This is a genomic window from Rhodococcus sp. NPDC127593, assembly GCF_042671975.1.
Lineage (GTDB): Bacteria > Actinomycetota > Actinomycetes > Mycobacteriales > Mycobacteriaceae > Rhodococcus_F.
Genome location: NZ_JBHXWI010000034.1, coordinates 36107 through 52514, shown reverse-complemented (window position 1 = coordinate 52514; position 16408 = coordinate 36107). Strand labels below are relative to the sequence as shown.

Sequence of the window (16408 nt, the reverse complement as noted above, 5' to 3'; positions counted from 1 at the left end):
ACGCGAACTATGAACAACCCCGAGTTCCAGATATTGCTCGTCATAGGAGCACTGGCGACGATCGTCGTCGCCGCTGCATACGTTCACGGAATCGCACGCGTCTTCCTCATCGCGCAGGCGGCCTACTGGAGCCTGTCCTACGTCGCGCGGCCGATCGTCCTTCTACTGGTGCGGCCGCAACCACGGTTCGGCGACAGCATCGCCGATCCGCGACTGGCCACGATCGGATACGACCACGGGATCGCGATGGTCCTGCGACCCGTCGTGTTCGGGCTGTGGGTGTATGCGATCATCGTTGTGGCGTATGCGGTCTGGATCCGGCATCGTCCAGGACGTGACCGTGACGCACGCGTTTCAGTCCGTTCCGCCGGCGACGCGAATCTGATTCCTACACTCTGGACCATTTACGCGATCGGTGTACTCGGGCGAGTCGTGTCGTATACAACAGGTTCCACCGCCTCGGCCGGACAAACGCAGAGCCCGAACCCGATACTCAGCTTCGTGACGCTGATGGCGGTGATCGGCGCCCTCGGGCTGATCGTCTTCTACCGGCCGGCCAATCCCAGGGTGACTGTTGCGGTTATCGGTGCGCTCACTGTCATGGAGTTGATGTGGACTGTCGCAATCGAATCGAAGACACCGATCATGGGCGCCGCGCTCGCGATTGCAGTCCGTTTCGCGCTCACCGGATGGTCCAGGGGCAAGGTCGCCGCGATCGCGGCGATCTCGGTTCTGGGAATAGCAGCGTTCGGCTGGCTGCAGGCCATCAAGGCATCCGCTCTCGCGCGAGCGCAGTCCGAGGTGCTCGATGCGAACTATCCCGCAGCCATGCAGCCCTTCCTCAGCATCTTGCGCAGATTCGATCTTCTCGAGGCTGCGACGGACAGCTACTACCTGGGCGGACGGCCTTGGCTCACCCTGTCGGACGTCGCACACCATGCGCTCATCAGCATGGTGCCGGAACAGTTGCTCGGGACCGCGAAGTTCCAGTCCGGGACCGCGTGGGCAATCGAAGTCCGTGGGTCGTCTGTCGACATGACGAGGGTGTCCGTCTCACTGGCCGAGGGAAACATCAACGAGGGTTTCGTGCTCGGCGGGTATCCCGGGGTCGCCGTCGGCGTTATCTTCACTTTCGCGTTGGTGTTGGCCGGAGTGCGTGCGTTGCATTCATGGCACATCATCCCGATCTCGATGGGTCTCATGCTGATCGAGGTACCCGTCTTCTTCGAGCGAGGAATTCTGGGCAGCATGGAACTCCTCGGAAAGTCACTTCAGGTGGCCATTCTGGTCTGGATTGTCTACCTGCTCGTCGGAGAATACCGAAGACGCACTGAAGCGTCTTCGAAACAGAAACCGCAGGAACCGCCACACACACTCGTCGGCGCGGCGCGGTCGAAAGGTTGGAGTGGTCCGTCGATCTCGCCGATCGGCCTGCCCGCGCAGTCGGCGATCACCTCGCCGTTCACGGTCGGGCCACCGAGAACGCGCGCAGGTCCCGTCTTCTTCGAGCGGGGAATTCTGGGCAGCATGGATCTCCTCGGGAAGTCACTTCAGGTGGCCATTCTGGTCTGGATTGTCTACCTGCTCGTCGGAGAGCACCGAAGACGCACTGAAGCGTCTTCGAAACAGAAACCGCAGGAACCGCCACACACACTCGTCGGCGCGGCGCGGTCGAAAGGTTGAAGGACATGCGATTGATCGACTATTGGCACATAGCTCGCCGCCGCTGGATACTCATCTCGGCGATAACGCTTCTCTGTGTGGCGGGCGCTGCCGGCTACAGCTCCATGCAACCGACCACATATCAATCGACCAGCCGACTGTATGTGACTATGGCAACCGGAACGTCGGTGAACGACGTTTACCAGGGTGGTCTTGCCGCCCAGCAGCGAGTGACGTCATATGTAAACCTCGCCGCGAGTTCCAACGTCGCTCAACGCGTCGTCGACCAACTCGGGTTGCCGATGTCTGCCGGCGAGCTGCAGGGCAAGATCACGGCCTCATTCCCCCCGGCCACCGCGCTGCTGGACGTCACGGTCACCGATTCGACCGCCGAGGGTGCCGTCATGTTGACCGACGCCGTGGTAGCTCAGTTCCGAAGGCTGATAGACGAATTGGAGACCATCCAGACCGACGCGGCTCCTGCTGCGAGGGTTTCGGTCGTCGATCCGGCCACAGATCCCACCGCGATCAATGGACCCAACTCGCGGCGGCTGCTCGGTATCGGCCTTCTCGCCGGATTGGCGCTCGGCTGTTTGGCGGCGCTCGTGAAGGACCGCATGGACCGCACGATCCGGACATCGCATGAACTCGGTGAAATTCTGCCGGTCCCCGTTCTCGCCATTCTCGATGTCGGGGAACCCGGTGCCATCGGGGAGGCTCGGCGACTGCGCACTCGATTGATCCAGGCGGGTGGTGGCGACAGTGGGATGACAGTGATGCTCACAAGTTTGTCGGCACGTTCACAACCGGATGTCTCGGTCATGCTCGCGAAGTCATTCGCCGACAGCGGTCGGCGGGTCGTGTTGATCGATGCGGATACAACGGGAAGTGGCATTTCCAACCATCTTCCCGTGTCCGACTCGGGCCTCGCAGACCTCCTGCGCACGACTTCGTCCCCCGTCGAGGAGTTGTCTACTTGCGCTGACACCGGGATCAGCGTGCTGGCCCTCGGATCTGTCGACGATCAAACAAGTGATCTGCTCGCATCCGAGCGCCTCACTCAGATCGTATCCGCACTCCGTAGCGACTTCGACTACGTCGTCATCGACGCCGCCCCGGTCGGATCTGCCGCCGACGCACTTACGCTCTCCGGGCGCTGCGACGGCACAGTCGCTGTCGTCGAAATGGGGAGATCCACGTCGCCGCAGGTACTCGGCGCACTGGCGACGTTCGATCAAGGTGGATCCCGGCTGCTCGGAGCCGTAGCAATATCGAAGAAGCACGCCAACTGGCTTCGCAAGATCTTCCGCCGGCCGAACAGCGGACCAATCCGAACACGGAGTACCGACACGGAACCGCAGAAGGAGGAACCCGCGATCGTCCTCGATGCAACGGCAGACACACTCGAGGCGGACCGGTGACCGACGATGTCCTGAATCGGCGGCGGTTGCTGGCTCGTTCACTGGGTGTCGCTGCAGCACTACCGCTGGCGGCTGCCGCGTGTTCGTCATCGGCCGAAAAACCGACTGTCGAGTTCACCTCGCCACACGTCTCCGATGTCCCCTCCGCGCGCAACGTCCGGGATTTCGGGGCTGTCGGCGACGGCAAGGCCGACGACACAACGGCGATCGCCACCGCTTGTGCGGTCGGCGACGGGCCCCTAGTTCTCTACCTGCCCGCCGGTGCATACCGCGTCACCGCATGGCCCGAACTGCCCGACTACGCCGCTGTCATTGGGGACGGCAGCGACGTCACAACCATCGGTTACGCCGGGGACGGACCACTGATCGCACTTCGAGGAAAGCATCGGGTGAGTTTCAAGCGCCTGGGAATCTACGTGACCGGCGCAACCGGCGCGGCCGTGTCCCTGTCCGAATGCTTCAGATGCTCGTTCGATTCCGTCGTACTCCGCGGCGGACACGTCAGTAACAACTATCCCGAGTTCGCACAGCAGCGAGGGGTCATACTCGACCAGAACACGGGTGGCACTGCTTTCATCAATTGCGATGTCAACAACTTCGGAATCGGGCTCACGACCAGATGCATTCAGAACTACGTCACCTCCTCGAAGTTCACGAGCAATTACGTCGGAGTCCTTGGGACGGGAAATGATCATAGTGCCGGGCTGTCAATGGTCAACGTCGAGTTCGTATCCGACACCGATCCGAACACTACGGACAAGCACGTGTTGATCGACGGAGCGGCAAACGATTGGTGGTTGACAAATGTATGGTTCGAGGGCGCCGACATCGCCCTGTCGATCGGGAATCGCGATCGTGGTGGGCCCGCACAATTCGGCCTGGTCAACTGCAAGGTCGCAGCACGCTCGGTGTGTATGGACCTGGTGTATTGCCGCCAGCCCTACCTTGCCAACGTCCAGTTCGATTCGGATACCCAGAGGCCGGCAATCGAAGTCCGCGTCGATTCCGAGGGGTGTCCGGATGGCACCGCTGTCAATCTGCTCTCCAGCACAACTTCCGACATCGATCCGAAATCGTTTCCTGAAGGGTGGAGCGTGACTGGTCGCGGACAGGTCAGTGGAATTACCTTCGTGGGAACAGTGATAATGCGAGCAGGCGTAGGTAGCGCCGACCTCCTGCAGGCGCAATCCCCGGATGGTGCAGTACTTTCCGCAGTCCTGCCGACCGGGGAGTGGCTCGTCGACCGAGCGGACGGCGGAGTCGTACTCAAGGATTCGGCCGACAACTACTGGAGACTCACGGTCTCGACCGATGGCAGCGTGAAGACCTCACCGCTCGGCAGGCGCCGACCGACGGGCTAGGCATGCGCCGCTCGCCTCGCGACCCCGAACCACGCTCGGGCCGACGCCCTGAATGTGCGCATTCTCCAATGGCACCGGCCTTGTTCAAGCGTGCACTGTGGATGCTCGTCATCCTCCTCTCAGCTGTCGCCGCAATTACGGCGGCAGGATGGCCTGTCTATGTGCGCCCGCAGATCGACCCGCTGAGAAGGGCAGACGCAATTGTGGTTCTCGGCGGAACTCCGTACGAGCGATTCGACGTCGGCGTCGAATTGGCCGAGCGCGGATACGCACCTCAACTCGTCATCTCGAACTCCGTCGGGCGTGGCGACAGGACGATGGACAAATACTGCCAAGGCCACTCCGACTTCGTGGTGAGTTGCTTCGAGCCCGATCCGTGGACCACCAGAGGGGAAGCACAGGAGATAGGGCGCCGCGCCACCCAGCAAGGGTGGCATCACATCATCGTCGTGACCTTCACGCCCCACATTTCGCGGGCGAGGTACATCGTCGAAAAGTGCTTCGACGGCGAACTGACCATGGTCGCAAGCCCGAGCCCGTCCGGGCTACTCTTCTGGGCCGGAATGTACATCCGTCAATCCGCCGGGTACCTGAACGCCTTCACCGAGCGAGGGTGCTGAGATACCAATCGCCAGGCACTCAGTCACGACGCCAGCACGCCATCGACGACCGCCTGCATTCTGCGCCGAAAGATGCTTCGAGAGAACAGCTCGGCGTGTTGGCGTATTGCGGCCTCATCATAGGCTGAGCCGTCGAACGCGCGTATCGAGGTCACGAAACCAGCCACTATCTCTTCGTCGACATCGCCGGTGACGAATTGGCCCGTCACGTGTGGCACCACGCTGTCGAGTGCACCACCTCTGCCGAGGGCAATCACCGGCGTTCCGCAGGCCATGGCTTCCACCGGGACTATGCCGAAATCCTCTACGCCAGGCATGAGCAGCGCACGAGTCCGGCGCAGCAGATTCAACAGCTGCGCATGCGACACGTGCCCAAGGAAGACAACCTTGGGCCCCGCTATACTGCGGCAATACTCGAGGCTGCGGCCGTCCCCCGTAACCACGAGGGGGACCCCCGCGGCATTCGCGGCGAGAATTGCCAAATCGGGCCTCTTGTAAGGCACAAGACGCCCTGCGACCAAGAAGAAGTCCTCCCTGCGGGTACCGGGGTCGGGCGTGAAGGCATCGGTGTCGACGGGCGGATGAACCACGACCGCATCGCGGCCCCACCACTTCCTGATGCGCTGCGCGACGGTAGTCGAATTCGCGACTAGTTTAGTCAACAGCGGAGCCGCAGCGAGCTCGGCACGTCGAGCTGTCGACGCGAGCATCGCCAGTGCCGCAGCGCCGGCTCTCCCGCCTGCCTCACCCTCACGGAGCGATGCGTCCCACGCCCAGCGCGCCGGGCTGTGCACATACGCGATTGTGGCGGCGGAAGTCGAGAACACGGCCTGGGTCGCAAATGCGTGATGACTGATGATCACTGCGGCAGCATCTCCGATATCCATTCGCCGGAAGGCATTCGGCATCAACGGCAGCAACGGCGCATAGGAGCGTTCGCCACCGAGTCGGTACAACTGATTGAGCCAAGTAGTCTCCGGCGCCGTCCGCAGTCCCGACGGAATCCCTTCCGGACGCGCGATCGGAACAAGAACGCGCGCATCCGGCCATTGTGCCGACAACTGTTCGACAACATGCTCCGAACCGGCGACTTCGGTGAATCGCTCATGGACGAGCGCGACGCGGGGAGGGGTCATCGAGCATCCCGTTGGACGATGCCTGCGGAGGGAATCACGGTACACACCTTCCACTCGGATCTGCCCGTCGACCAACACCGCCGACAATACCAGCAAGACGTCAGCAGAAAGTCGCATTCATGCAGGTAGCAGCACCTTTATCCAGGTTTGAATCATCTGCCTTCCCCCATGTTTTCGGGACCTCGGTTCGGGTAGGCTTACTCCAAGCTCTCCACCGTCGTCGTCTGGCGTGGCAGATCGACTGCTTCAGTCAGGCTTGCTGGCCAGAGGTGAAAGCATGAAGCCTCCACGATCATTGGTGGTTCTCGTCGCGGCCGGCAAGCTTTATACGAGGCCCCTCAGGCATCGAATCGGATCCCACGGTGTACCCAGCGCTGGAATCCGGCTTGGCCCTGTGATGTCGGCCGAGCAAAGCGTTGCTCTTCGCTCGCCCAGGCTTTCGGATGCCTCGGCTTGGCAAACCCTACGGTTGCGGGATCAGCACTTGATCGAGCCGTTCTGGGTGTCGTCCCCGAAACCCTGGGTGCAACGCCACACCGAAGGCGCCTGGGTAGACGAATTTCTCCACATGCGTAGGGAGGCCCGCGCAGGCCGCGCACTACCGCTGGTAATCGAGGTTGAAGGCCGATTCGCCGGTCAGTTCAACGTTGAGCACATCGATTGCGGAGCAAAGAGCGCAGAGGTCGGCGTATGGATCGATTCTTCGCTCACCGGACAGGGCCTCGCGCTCGCAGCTGCGAACCTCCTCGCGGAGTATGTGTTCGACATACTCGGATTGCGCCGCGTCACCGCTCCCGTGTGCGTCGACAACCGGCAGGCCACCCGGCTCGTGCAACAGGCCGGGATGCAGAGAGAGGGCACGATGGCCAGCTACCTTGACGTCGGCGGCCGCCGCAAAGATCACGACCTGTGGGCAATTACTTCGACGATGTGGGCGGCCAAGTCGGCCCGGGATTCGAATTCGACCGCGCCGTGACGTCACTTTTGACAAGCTGTGCAGCCCGGTCGAACGCGGCTCTGCTCGCTTCGATCTGACTCACCGCCCGACCCAGCAAACCAACCCTCAGCTCCGGAGCGCGCAACCATGTGCTGCGCATCGCACGGCGAAGTCGGTCGTCGACCTCTTCCCCGTCCAGCCTTATCAACTCGACTCCGGCGTCGAACATCGCGGCCAGGCCCTCGAACTTGTCGTCGTAATACCGCGAGGTCGACAGCCCGACGACAGGGATTCCTTGAGACAGGGCGAAGACTGCTACGTGGTAGGCACCTGTGACGATTATCCGGCATCGGCCGATCCGCCGCGAGAGTGATTGCGCGCTGGCGAAACGACCTAGCGGCGGTACCACGTCGGGGAACCCGGTAAGGAGTGGCATCGTCGAGCGACGGTCTTCGGAGTCGTACTCGGACACGATCAGCGGCACCAGTCCGGCACCGGATTCGGCGGCCACGTCCCGAACGGCGCGACCCAACACGTCCTGCACCTCGGCTCCGACCGGAGAGTATTCCGCGACTCTGAGACAGACGCCGATGTCCGTGCCGAGGTCCCCGCGCCGAGTCGAATAGCCGAGTTCTACCGCGTCGTCCCCGGTAACCGCGACGCGTTCGGGCGGAACACCGAGGGAATGCAAGAGTTCTGGGCCCCGCAGTCCTTCGCGCAGCGCGATGAAATCGACCCGGGGAAGCACGCGGGCGGCGTGTTCCAGCACCCCGGGATCGTGAATCGGGCCAATCCCCTGCCCGACCATCGCGGTAGGAATTCGATGATTCGTTGCGTACTCGAGTAAATCGAGTGTGCGCTCTGTCTGGAACCGGTCGATATCGGTAAGGTACCCACCACCGATCGCGAGCACCAAAGATGCGCCGTCGATGGCATTCGGCAGCCGTCCACCGTCACGACTCAGCAGCAACCGTTCCGAATTCGTTGTCCTCGCGTCGGACTCATTGTTTGCACCTTCACCCTCGCCCCTGCGAAGGACGACGCGACGTGCCCGCCGCACGACAGACGCGGGTGCGGCCGCCGCGGCTTCCCATCCCCTGAGGAACGGCCCCGCCGCCTCGGGGCCGAAACGGCCAGCCAGTCCACCCCAACCACGCCTTCTCGGCCAATCGCCGCCTCGCTGATACCGAATCGGCTCCGCGTTCGGCTCATAGGCTTTCAACAGTGACGATCTGTCGGTGAGGACACCGATTTTGGCGTTGGGCCATCGCTCTGTAATCCTGCGCACTGTGACGTTGAGAATCGCCAGGTCACCTTTGTTGTTCAGCCAGTATTCGCCGTTTTCCAGGAGGACACGGATGTTGGATCCGCCGACCGGCGTCGCGCGGGATTCGCGATTCTCCATATCGGCCCCTTCGGCCACTCATTCGCGCGAGGAGGTCACCGCCCCCCGAGCATGTAGCACCATGTCAGCCCTGACCGAAGGGGCAGGTAGAGGTCGATTTGACGATACCGCAACCCTTTCCTCAACACCACGGTCCGCGCCCGCTACTTCGAGACCACGTCCAGCATTTGGTTGACCCCTTTCCCCCGTTCAGCACAACAATCGACCTACTGGGTGACACAATTACGTCGCGATGCATCTCCGAGCCATGGAGGTCGCCATGCCCCTCACGGACAACGCCGTCGGTCGCTCCTTTTCTCGCTCGAACGAGCTGCAGGCACGGCTGAACAAACTTGTACCGGGCGGCGCGCACACCTATGCGCGCGGTCCCGACCAGTACCCGGACTTCATGGCGCCGGTACTTGTTCGTGGGAAGGGCGCCCGCGTATGGGATGTGGATGGGAACAGCTTCGTCGAATACGGTATGGGACTCCGGTCCGTGACACTGGGCCACGGATACCCCCCCGTTGTCGACGCCGTGTGTGCGGCCATCTCCCGCGGTACGAACTTCAGCCGTCCAACTGAACTCGAATTGCACGCGGCCGAGGACTTTCTCCGAATCGTTCCCGGCGCAGACATGGTGAAGTTTGCCAAGAACGGGTCCGACGCCACCACTGCGGCGGTCCGCCTCGCGCGGGCAGTTACGGGACGAGAGCTGGTGGCGGTCTGCGATCAACCGTTCTTCTCCGTGGACGACTGGTTCATCGGCACAACCGCAATGAACAACGGCGTTCCCTCCGATGTCGCCGCAAAGACACGCGGCTTCCGATTCAATGATCTCGATTCACTTGTCTCGGTGTTCGACGAGGATCCACACCGGGTGGCCTGCGTCGTCATGGAGGCAGCCACCGCTACAGCTGAGCCGACACCCGGATACCTCGACGCAGTTCGGTCGCTCTGCGACGAGCGCGGAGCCCTTCTCATCTTCGATGAGATGATCACGGGATTCCGGTGGTCGCAGGGCGGCGCACAAACGGAATACGCGGTCACACCCGACTTGTCGTGCTGGGGTAAGGCGATGGGTAACGGCTTCCCGATTTCAGCCCTCGCGGGTAAACGCGAGTACATGGAGTTCGGCGGCCTGAACACGGACCACGACCGGGTATTCCTCCTATCCACCACCCACGGTCCCGAATGCGGAGCGCTCGCGGCTTTCCGCGCAGTCGTACACGCCTACGCGACCGAGGATCCGATTTCGCGCATGGAGCAGTCCGGTAGGCGCATCGCTGAGGGAGTCGGCGCAGCCGCTGCAGATATGGGGATTGCGGACTACGTCCAGGTGATCGGCCGGCCCTCATGCCTGATTTTCGTCACGCGCGACCTGGACCGTCAGCCATCGCAGGAATTCCGGACGCTCTTCCTGCAAGAACTCTTGTCCGGTGGCGTTCTGTGCCAATCGTTTGTCACGTCTGCCGCACACTGCTCGGCTGACGTCGATCTCACTCTGGAAGTGATCCATCGCGCTCTCGAAATCTACCGTAGGGCAATTGAATCCGGCGGCGTGGCCGGATTCCTCCGCGGGCGCCCTGTCGCCCCCGCCCTGCGCCGCTATGCGGCACCCCGCCGGATCGATACATCGGACTGATCGTGCAGCCGCAGGGACGGCTCAGCGCAGCAGGCGCCGCGATGCGAACTGGCGGAAATAGACGAGCTTCGACGGCTCGACCAGTCCGGGAAGAATGAAGTACCAGACCCGTTCCATCCGACGCGGAAGGTCCTCGAAGGCGCCGGTCGCGGTCGCGACCACATGGGCCCCCAGCAGCGACCCGAGCAGGAACGTGGACAGAGTTCCCGTCGAGACGTCGTCTTCCGCGACGACGTCACCCTCCTCGACCGCACGTGCGACGAGTCGTTCGAAACCCTGCTGCCACGAGGCCACCACGTTGCCGTGCGTCCCCTGGTAGTCGCCGATCTCGTGCTGCAGTCGCAACATCGCCGCGACGATCGGATCGGAACTCGCCGCCTCGATCGCCACATAGGACAGGGCGACGAGCGCTTCCATCGCCGGCGTCGGCCCGTCACTGACGGACGTCATTCCGGCCGTGAGCCGGATCTGCCCCTCGTCGATGACACCGCGGGCCAGGTCTTCCTTGGAACTGAAGTGGAAATACAACGCGCCTTTGGTCACACCGGACTGCTCGATGATCTCGTTGAGACCCGCGTTCGCGTAGCCGAGCCGCAAGAACACGTCGGCCGCCGCCATGAGGACCGAAGCCCGAGTTACCTCTGCTCGAACCTGTCTAGCCATCGACTGCCTCCCGAACAACCCCCCCGACGGGGCGCGCAAACTCCAGCGAACCCTAGCACTTGACAGGCGCAGCCCTAGGGAAGTTGAACCGCGAGTCCGAAAACGAGAACGCGTTCACCGAGGCGTCGTGCGGGGCCGATCGGTGCCCAGCTGCGGATCCGCCTCGAGATTGGTCAATCCGTTCCAGCACAGGTTGACCAGATGCGCGGCGACGACCTCCTTCGGCGGCGTCCGCTCGTCCAGCCACCATGTCGCGGTGGTGGACACCATTCCGACCAGCGCCTGCGCGTACAGCAACGCCAGATCAGGATTGAAACCGCGCCGCGAGAAGTCGCCGGCGAGGATGTGCCCGACCTGACCGATGGCCTCGTTGAGAAGACTCGAGTACGTTCCGTCCGGTGCCGCCACCGGAGAGTCGCGGACGAGGATGCGGAATCCGTCGGTGTGCTCCTCCACATAGGTCAGCAGCGCCAGTGCCACCCGCTCGACCCGGATCCGGGAGCGGTTCTGCTTCAACGAGGACGTCACCATCTCCAGCAACCTCGACATCTCCCGATCCACGACCACGGCATAGAGGCCCTCCTTGCCTCCGAAGTGTTCGTAGACGACAGGCTTGGAGACGTGCGCCCGCTGTGCGATCTCCTCGATCGACGTCGCCTCGTAGCCTCGCTCGGCGAACAGGGCACGACCGATCTCGATCAACTGCTCCCGGCGTTGCGTACCGGTCATCCGGGTGCGGACCACCCTCTCGGGGGTCGCGTCCACGTCCGTGGCTCGGGGCACCGGAGCACCATCCTTTCCTGACACTCGCGACGACGAAGTGTCGCGGGCAGCGCAGAAACACTGCAGGTAGCACCCACTCTATCGGGACGACCGAGACAAATTTCCGCAGCGGTTCGACGGGCGGCGGGTCGGCATGCGAGGATTCTCTCGCGCAAACGGGCGTGACACCCCGTGTGTGTGGCAATCCGCCGTAGTGTAATGGCAGCACCTCTGATTTTGGTTCAGATAGTTCAGGTTCGAGTCCTGGCGGCGGAGCAGAAGCCTGCGGAGCGATTCCCGCAGGTGGGGCTGTCGAGAACAGCAAGAGCAGAACGACCCAGAGGGAGCTTCATGCCAGTGCAGACCGCCGTGGTCGTCCTCGCCGCCGGCGCGGGAACTCGGATGCGGTCGAAGACCCCCAAGGTGTTGCACGCCCTGGGCGGACGCACGATGCTGGCGCATTCCCTGTACGCCGCCGCGGAGGTCGATCCGACGCACCTCGTCACCGTCGTCGGTCACGACAAGGAACGCGTCGGCGCCGCTGTCAGCGCGCTCGAGACCCAACTGGGCCGCCCGATCGCGATCGCCGTCCAGGACGAGCAGAACGGCACCGGGCACGCTGTCGAATGCGGCCTGTCCGCTCTGCCCGCCGATTTCCGCGGGACCGTGCTGGTCACAGCCGCGGACGTCCCGCTGCTCGACGGCCGCACTCTGCACGCTCTCGTCGATGAGCATCGCAGCGAACCCACGCCCGCGGCGGTCACGGTGCTGACGTTCACCGCTCCGGAGCCCACGGGCTACGGGCGGATCGTCAGACTGCCCCACGACGGTGAAATCGCCGAGATCGTGGAAGAGGCCGACGCCACCGAAGAGCAGGCGGCCATCACCGAGGTCAACGCAGGTGTGTACGCATTCGACGCCGAGTTCCTGCGCTCCGCGCTCGGGCAGCTCAACGCGAACAACGCGCAGGGCGAGCTCTACCTGACCGACGTCGTCAAGATCGCACGCGAGGCCGGTGCACCCGTCTTCGCCGCCCACCTGTCCGACTCCGCGAAGGTCGCAGGCGCCAACGATCGCGTCCAGCTGTCGAGGCTGGCCACCGAACTCAACCGCCGCACCGTCGAGAACTGGATGCGGGCCGGGGTCACCGTCGTCGATCCGTCGACCACCTGGATCGACGTCGGCGTCACTCTCGCTCGCGACGTCACCATCCATCCGGGAGTGCAACTGCTCGGCACCACCGCCGTGGGCGAGGACGCCGTGATCGGTCCCGACACCACGCTCACCGACGTGTCGGTCGGCGAAGGCGCCAGCGTGGTGCGTACCCATGGCTCGGACTCGACGATCGGCGCAGGCGCCACCGTCGGCCCGTTCTCCTATCTGCGTCCCGGCACCGTCCTCGGTGCGTCCGGCAAGCTCGGCGCATTCGTCGAGACGAAGAACGCCGACATCGGGGCGCACTCCAAAGTTCCTCACCTGACCTACGTGGGCGACGCCACCATCGGCGAGTACAGCAACATCGGTGCGTCGAGCGTGTTCGTCAATTACGACGGCGTCGCCAAGAGCCGTACGGTGGTGGGGTCGCACGTCCGGACCGGATCGGACACCATGTTCGTCGCTCCGGTACAGGTCGGTGACGGTGCTTACACCGGCGCCGGCACGGTGCTGCGTTTCGACGTACCACCGGGGGCACTCGCGGTCTCCGGCGGGAAGCAGCGCAATATTGACGGCTGGGTGCAACGAAATCGGCCCGGCACCGCCGCCGCCGAGGCGGCGTCCGCCGCGGGACTGCACCACAGTTCAGATCTGCACGAAACCGAGAAGCAAGATTTAAAGGATGGCATAGAGCAGTGACCGCGAATTGGATCGACAACCAGAAGAACCTCATGCTTTTTTCTGGTCGCGCGCATCCGGAGCTGGCCGAACAGGTAGCGAAGGAACTCGACGTGCGGGTCACCCCGCAGACTGCCCGTGACTTCGCGAACGGCGAGATCTTCGTCCGTTTCGAGGAGTCGGTCCGCGGCTCCGACGCCTTCGTGCTGCAGAGCCACCCGGCCCCGCTGAACACGTGGGTGATGGAACAGCTGATCATGATCGACGCGCTCAAGCGCGGATCGGCCAAGCGCATCACCGCGGTCCTGCCGTTCTACCCGTACGCACGCCAGGACAAGAAGCACCGCGGCCGTGAGCCCATCTCGGCTCGCCTGATCGCCGACCTCCTCAAGACGGCCGGCGCCGACCGCATCATCACGGTCGACCTCCACACCGACCAGATCCAGGGCTTCTTCGACGGCCCCGTCGACCACATGCACGCCCAGGGTCAGCTCGCCGAATACATCCGCGGCAACTACGGCACCGAGAACATCGCCGTCGTCTCCCCCGACTCCGGTCGTGTCCGGGTCGCCGAGAAGTGGGCTGACACCCTCGGTGGCGCGCCGCTGGCGTTCATCCACAAGACGCGCGACCCGCTGGTGCCCAACCAGGTGAAGTCCAACCGCGTCGTCGGTGACGTCGAAGGCCACACCTGCATCCTGATCGACGACATGATCGACACCGGTGGAACCATCGCCGGCGCCGTGAAGATCCTCAAGGAGGCCGGCGCGGGCGACGTCATCATCGCCGCCACCCACGGTGTCCTGTCCGATCCGGCGGCCGAGCGCCTCGCCGCGTGTGGTGCCAAGGAAGTCATCGTCACCAACACGCTCCCGATCGAAGAGTCGAAGAAGTTCCCGACCCTCACGGTCCTGTCCATTGCACCGCTGCTGGCTCGCACCATCAAGGAAGTTTTCGAGAACGGCTCGGTCACGTCGCTGTTCAACGGCAACGCCTAGGCGCTCCGCACCCGTGCGCCTTTCTGGTTGCTCCAGCTACCAGAAAGGCGCACAGGCGTAGCCTGTCCCTGTGTTCACCGGGATCCCCACCGCTGCTCTCGACTTCTACGAGGACCTCGAGGCAGACAACAGCAAGAGCTTCTGGACCGCGCACAAATCCGTCTACGACGAGTCCGTGCGCGTACCCATGACCGCCCTGCTCGCGGAACTCGAATCGGAGTTCGGCGCGGGCAAGGTGTTTCGCCCCTACCGCGACGTCCGGTTCTCGAAGGACAAGACGCCCTATAAGACCCATCAGGGCGGATTCGTCGAAACCCGCCCCGGGGTGGGCTTCTACGTGCAGATCGATGCCGCCGGGTTGTTCGTCGCGGGCGGCTTCTACTCGCATACCCCGCTCCAGGTCGGGCGTTTCCGTGACGCCGTCGACGACGACCGCAGGGGCCGCGAACTCGTCCGGCTCGTGAAGAAGGTCCGGTCGTCGGGATTCGAGATCGGCGGCGACACACTCAAGACCCGTCCCCGCGGTGTCGCGGAGGACCACCCGCGACTCGACCTGATGCGTCACAAGTCGCTCACTGCCAGCCGGAGCTACCTCTCCCCCGACTGGATCGAAACTCCCCGTGCCGCTGACGAAGTGCGCACCGCGTGGCGTTCGATGCGACCGCTCGTCGACTGGCTGACCACTGTCATCGGCGCCGGAGAATGAAACTTACCGGTCGGGAAATGATGTGTGGCACACAGCGTTTGCGCAGCACTTCGAGCGCCTCGGCATGATCTTCGTCACGCTGGGCCGCAGAACCGCAGGTCGTACTTACGGCGATGTGACTCGCACGCCCGAATTCCCCTACTGTGGCTCGTCGTGATCGACGCGCAGACTCTCTCCGGCCCTATCGATATCGCTGCAATTCGAAACGTCCGGCGTTGGTCGCCGGGGGCGTGCGTGTGGTGCGGAGACGACAACGCCGTCGAGATGTTCCGCAACGAACCTCGCTGTGGCACTTGCCGCGAGAAGGAATCGGTCATCGACGAGGCCCGCCGCTTCCTGGGCATGTACGGTCTGCGTCCGCTCGGCGGCACATTGCAGTCCGACGACGACGAAGAGCGCGAGCACCGGATCAACGCCCGCGATGCCCGCCGGGAACTCAACGAGATGAAGCTCGCGGAACTCCCTGACCCGGCGGCCGTCCGCAAGGCACTGCGCCCCCGAGCAGCGAGCGTGGTGTCGGAGCCGCGCAGCACCGCGCATTCCGGAACGTCGTCCGCGACCACTTCGAGCCGTCCGAGCACGTCCCGCACGTCCGCCTCGCCGCCGGTCGCTCCGGTGCGGACCGACGCCGTCGATGTCGCCGCACTGGAAACCCGGGTCACGGGCCTGCTCGATCAGCTCTCGGCCATCGACGCCCAGATGAACCTCATCGGCGAGCCGGCCGGCCTCGCCGCGCGTGCTCGAATCAGCGACCTCGAGAAGCAGCGCGCCACGGTGCTCCGCACTCTCGCGGCCCTGGAGAAGGCCCGGATCGCGGCCGGCCAGTAGGCCATACTTTTCGGGCTGCGGCCGGGTGATACTCTCGCCCTTCATGCAGCCCGCCTCCTCACCCACCGCGCTCGTCATCGACGCGAAGAAGCCGCCGATGGGCCCGATGCTGGTGACGCCCAACGCCCGAATCAACGGCTATCCCGTGCCGCTTCGGTGGGGCCACAACGTCATTCCGGCACCTCCCGGTGTGCATCACATCCAGATCTCCGTCCCCTGGATCGTGGAGCAGGGCAAAGCGCAGATCACCGTCGACAACCGGTACCACCCGGCTCCCCCGGTGTACTACGCGTCGCCGTTCAGCAGTTTCAGCAAGGGCGCCATCGGCCATCGGCCGGTGAAGAACCCGGGGCTACTCGGGTTGCTGCTGATCCTCACACCGGTACTCGTGCTGATCCTCGCCGTCGTGGCGTTCGCCCTGTTCGGCTAGAGAGGTCGCCGCCACACCATTG

The 16408-nt window shown here is 63.8% G+C and carries 15 protein-coding genes and 1 tRNA gene; 12 read left to right on the top strand and 4 right to left on the bottom strand.

Annotated features, from left to right (window positions below):
* The first annotated feature begins 9 nt into the window (after positions 1-9).
* Genes ACFVJ3_RS28955 through ACFVJ3_RS28940 form a run of 4 tightly spaced genes read left to right on the top strand, consistent with a single transcriptional unit; the run spans position 10 to position 5064 of the window.
* Positions 10-1683 carry a hypothetical protein gene (locus ACFVJ3_RS28955; RefSeq protein WP_378455329.1) on the top strand — a complete coding sequence of 558 codons (1674 nt, stop codon included), beginning with the start codon at positions 10-12 and terminating at the stop codon, positions 1681-1683.
* Between the two features lie 5 nt (positions 1684-1688).
* Positions 1689-3083, top strand: a complete 1395-nt coding sequence (locus tag ACFVJ3_RS28950; RefSeq protein ID WP_378455328.1) for a Wzz/FepE/Etk N-terminal domain-containing protein — start codon at positions 1689-1691, stop codon at positions 3081-3083.
* Positions 3080-4444 carry a glycosyl hydrolase family 28-related protein gene (locus ACFVJ3_RS28945; RefSeq protein ID WP_378455327.1) on the top strand — a complete coding sequence of 455 codons (1365 nt, stop codon included), beginning with the start codon at positions 3080-3082 and terminating at the stop codon, positions 4442-4444. The genes ACFVJ3_RS28950 and ACFVJ3_RS28945 overlap by 4 nt, the downstream gene beginning before the upstream one ends.
* Positions 4445-4446: 2 nt before the next feature.
* Positions 4447-5064 carry a YdcF family protein gene (locus ACFVJ3_RS28940; RefSeq protein WP_378455326.1) on the top strand — a complete coding sequence of 206 codons (618 nt, stop codon included), beginning with the start codon at positions 4447-4449 and terminating at the stop codon, positions 5062-5064.
* A 23-nt stretch (positions 5065-5087) separates the two neighbouring features.
* On the opposite strand, the gene ACFVJ3_RS28935 is transcribed toward ACFVJ3_RS28940, so the two are convergent.
* Entirely contained in the window at positions 5088-6200 is a 1113-nt protein-coding gene (locus ACFVJ3_RS28935; RefSeq protein WP_378455325.1) for a glycosyltransferase, read from the bottom strand.
* 277 nt (positions 6201-6477) lie between these two features.
* Here ACFVJ3_RS28935 and ACFVJ3_RS28930 point away from each other — a divergent pair, with 277 nt between their 5' ends.
* Positions 6478-7176, top strand: a complete 699-nt coding sequence (locus ACFVJ3_RS28930) for a GNAT family N-acetyltransferase (protein ID WP_378455324.1) — start codon at positions 6478-6480, stop codon at positions 7174-7176.
* On the opposite strand, the gene ACFVJ3_RS28925 is transcribed toward ACFVJ3_RS28930, so the two are convergent.
* A complete protein-coding gene (locus ACFVJ3_RS28925) occupies positions 7118-8542 on the bottom strand; it encodes a polysaccharide pyruvyl transferase family protein (RefSeq protein ID WP_378455323.1) in 1425 nt (474 codons plus the stop codon). The two genes, ACFVJ3_RS28930 and ACFVJ3_RS28925, sit on opposite strands and share 59 nt — an antisense overlap.
* A 247-nt stretch (positions 8543-8789) precedes the next feature.
* Here ACFVJ3_RS28925 and ACFVJ3_RS28920 point away from each other — a divergent pair, with 247 nt between their 5' ends.
* Positions 8790-10166 (top strand): glutamate-1-semialdehyde 2,1-aminomutase, encoded by a 1377-nt coding sequence (locus ACFVJ3_RS28920; protein ID WP_378455378.1) that lies wholly within the window; start codon positions 8790-8792, stop codon positions 10164-10166.
* A gap of 21 nt (positions 10167-10187) precedes the next feature.
* Here the strand turns inward: ACFVJ3_RS28920 and ACFVJ3_RS28915 are convergent, their stop codons facing one another.
* Positions 10188-10829: a ScbR family autoregulator-binding transcription factor gene (locus ACFVJ3_RS28915; RefSeq protein WP_378455322.1), complete on the bottom strand. Its 642-nt coding sequence runs from the start codon at positions 10827-10829 to the stop codon at positions 10188-10190.
* 114 nt (positions 10830-10943) lie between these two features.
* On the bottom strand, positions 10944-11558 hold the full coding sequence (locus tag ACFVJ3_RS28910) for a TetR/AcrR family transcriptional regulator (RefSeq protein ID WP_378455377.1): 615 nt from the start codon (positions 11556-11558) through the stop codon (positions 10944-10946).
* A gap of 238 nt (positions 11559-11796) precedes the next feature.
* On the opposite strand from ACFVJ3_RS28910, the gene ACFVJ3_RS28905 reads away from it, so the two are divergent.
* From ACFVJ3_RS28905 to ACFVJ3_RS28880, 6 genes are all read left to right on the top strand, one after another.
* A tRNA-Gln gene (locus tag ACFVJ3_RS28905) sits at positions 11797-11867 on the top strand.
* 75 nt (positions 11868-11942) lie between these two features.
* The gene (glmU, locus tag ACFVJ3_RS28900) at positions 11943-13445 is read left to right on the top strand and encodes a bifunctional UDP-N-acetylglucosamine diphosphorylase/glucosamine-1-phosphate N-acetyltransferase GlmU (protein WP_378455321.1); all 1503 of its coding nucleotides are present in this window, start codon (positions 11943-11945) and stop codon (positions 13443-13445) included.
* Positions 13442-14422: a ribose-phosphate diphosphokinase gene (locus ACFVJ3_RS28895; protein WP_378455320.1), complete on the top strand. Its 981-nt coding sequence runs from the start codon at positions 13442-13444 to the stop codon at positions 14420-14422. Before glmU ends, ACFVJ3_RS28895 begins: the two co-directional genes overlap by 4 nt.
* Positions 14423-14492: 70 nt before the next feature.
* Positions 14493-15128 carry a DUF2461 domain-containing protein gene (locus ACFVJ3_RS28890; RefSeq protein WP_378455319.1) on the top strand — a complete coding sequence of 212 codons (636 nt, stop codon included), beginning with the start codon at positions 14493-14495 and terminating at the stop codon, positions 15126-15128.
* Positions 15129-15281: 153 nt separating this feature from the next.
* Complete coding sequence (locus tag ACFVJ3_RS28885; RefSeq protein WP_378455318.1) at positions 15282-15956, top strand: hypothetical protein; 675 nt, start codon at positions 15282-15284, stop codon at positions 15954-15956.
* 43 nt (positions 15957-15999) lie between these two features.
* The gene (locus tag ACFVJ3_RS28880; protein ID WP_378455317.1) at positions 16000-16386 is read left to right on the top strand and encodes a hypothetical protein; all 387 of its coding nucleotides are present in this window, start codon (positions 16000-16002) and stop codon (positions 16384-16386) included.
* Positions 16387-16408 lie beyond the last annotated feature (22 nt).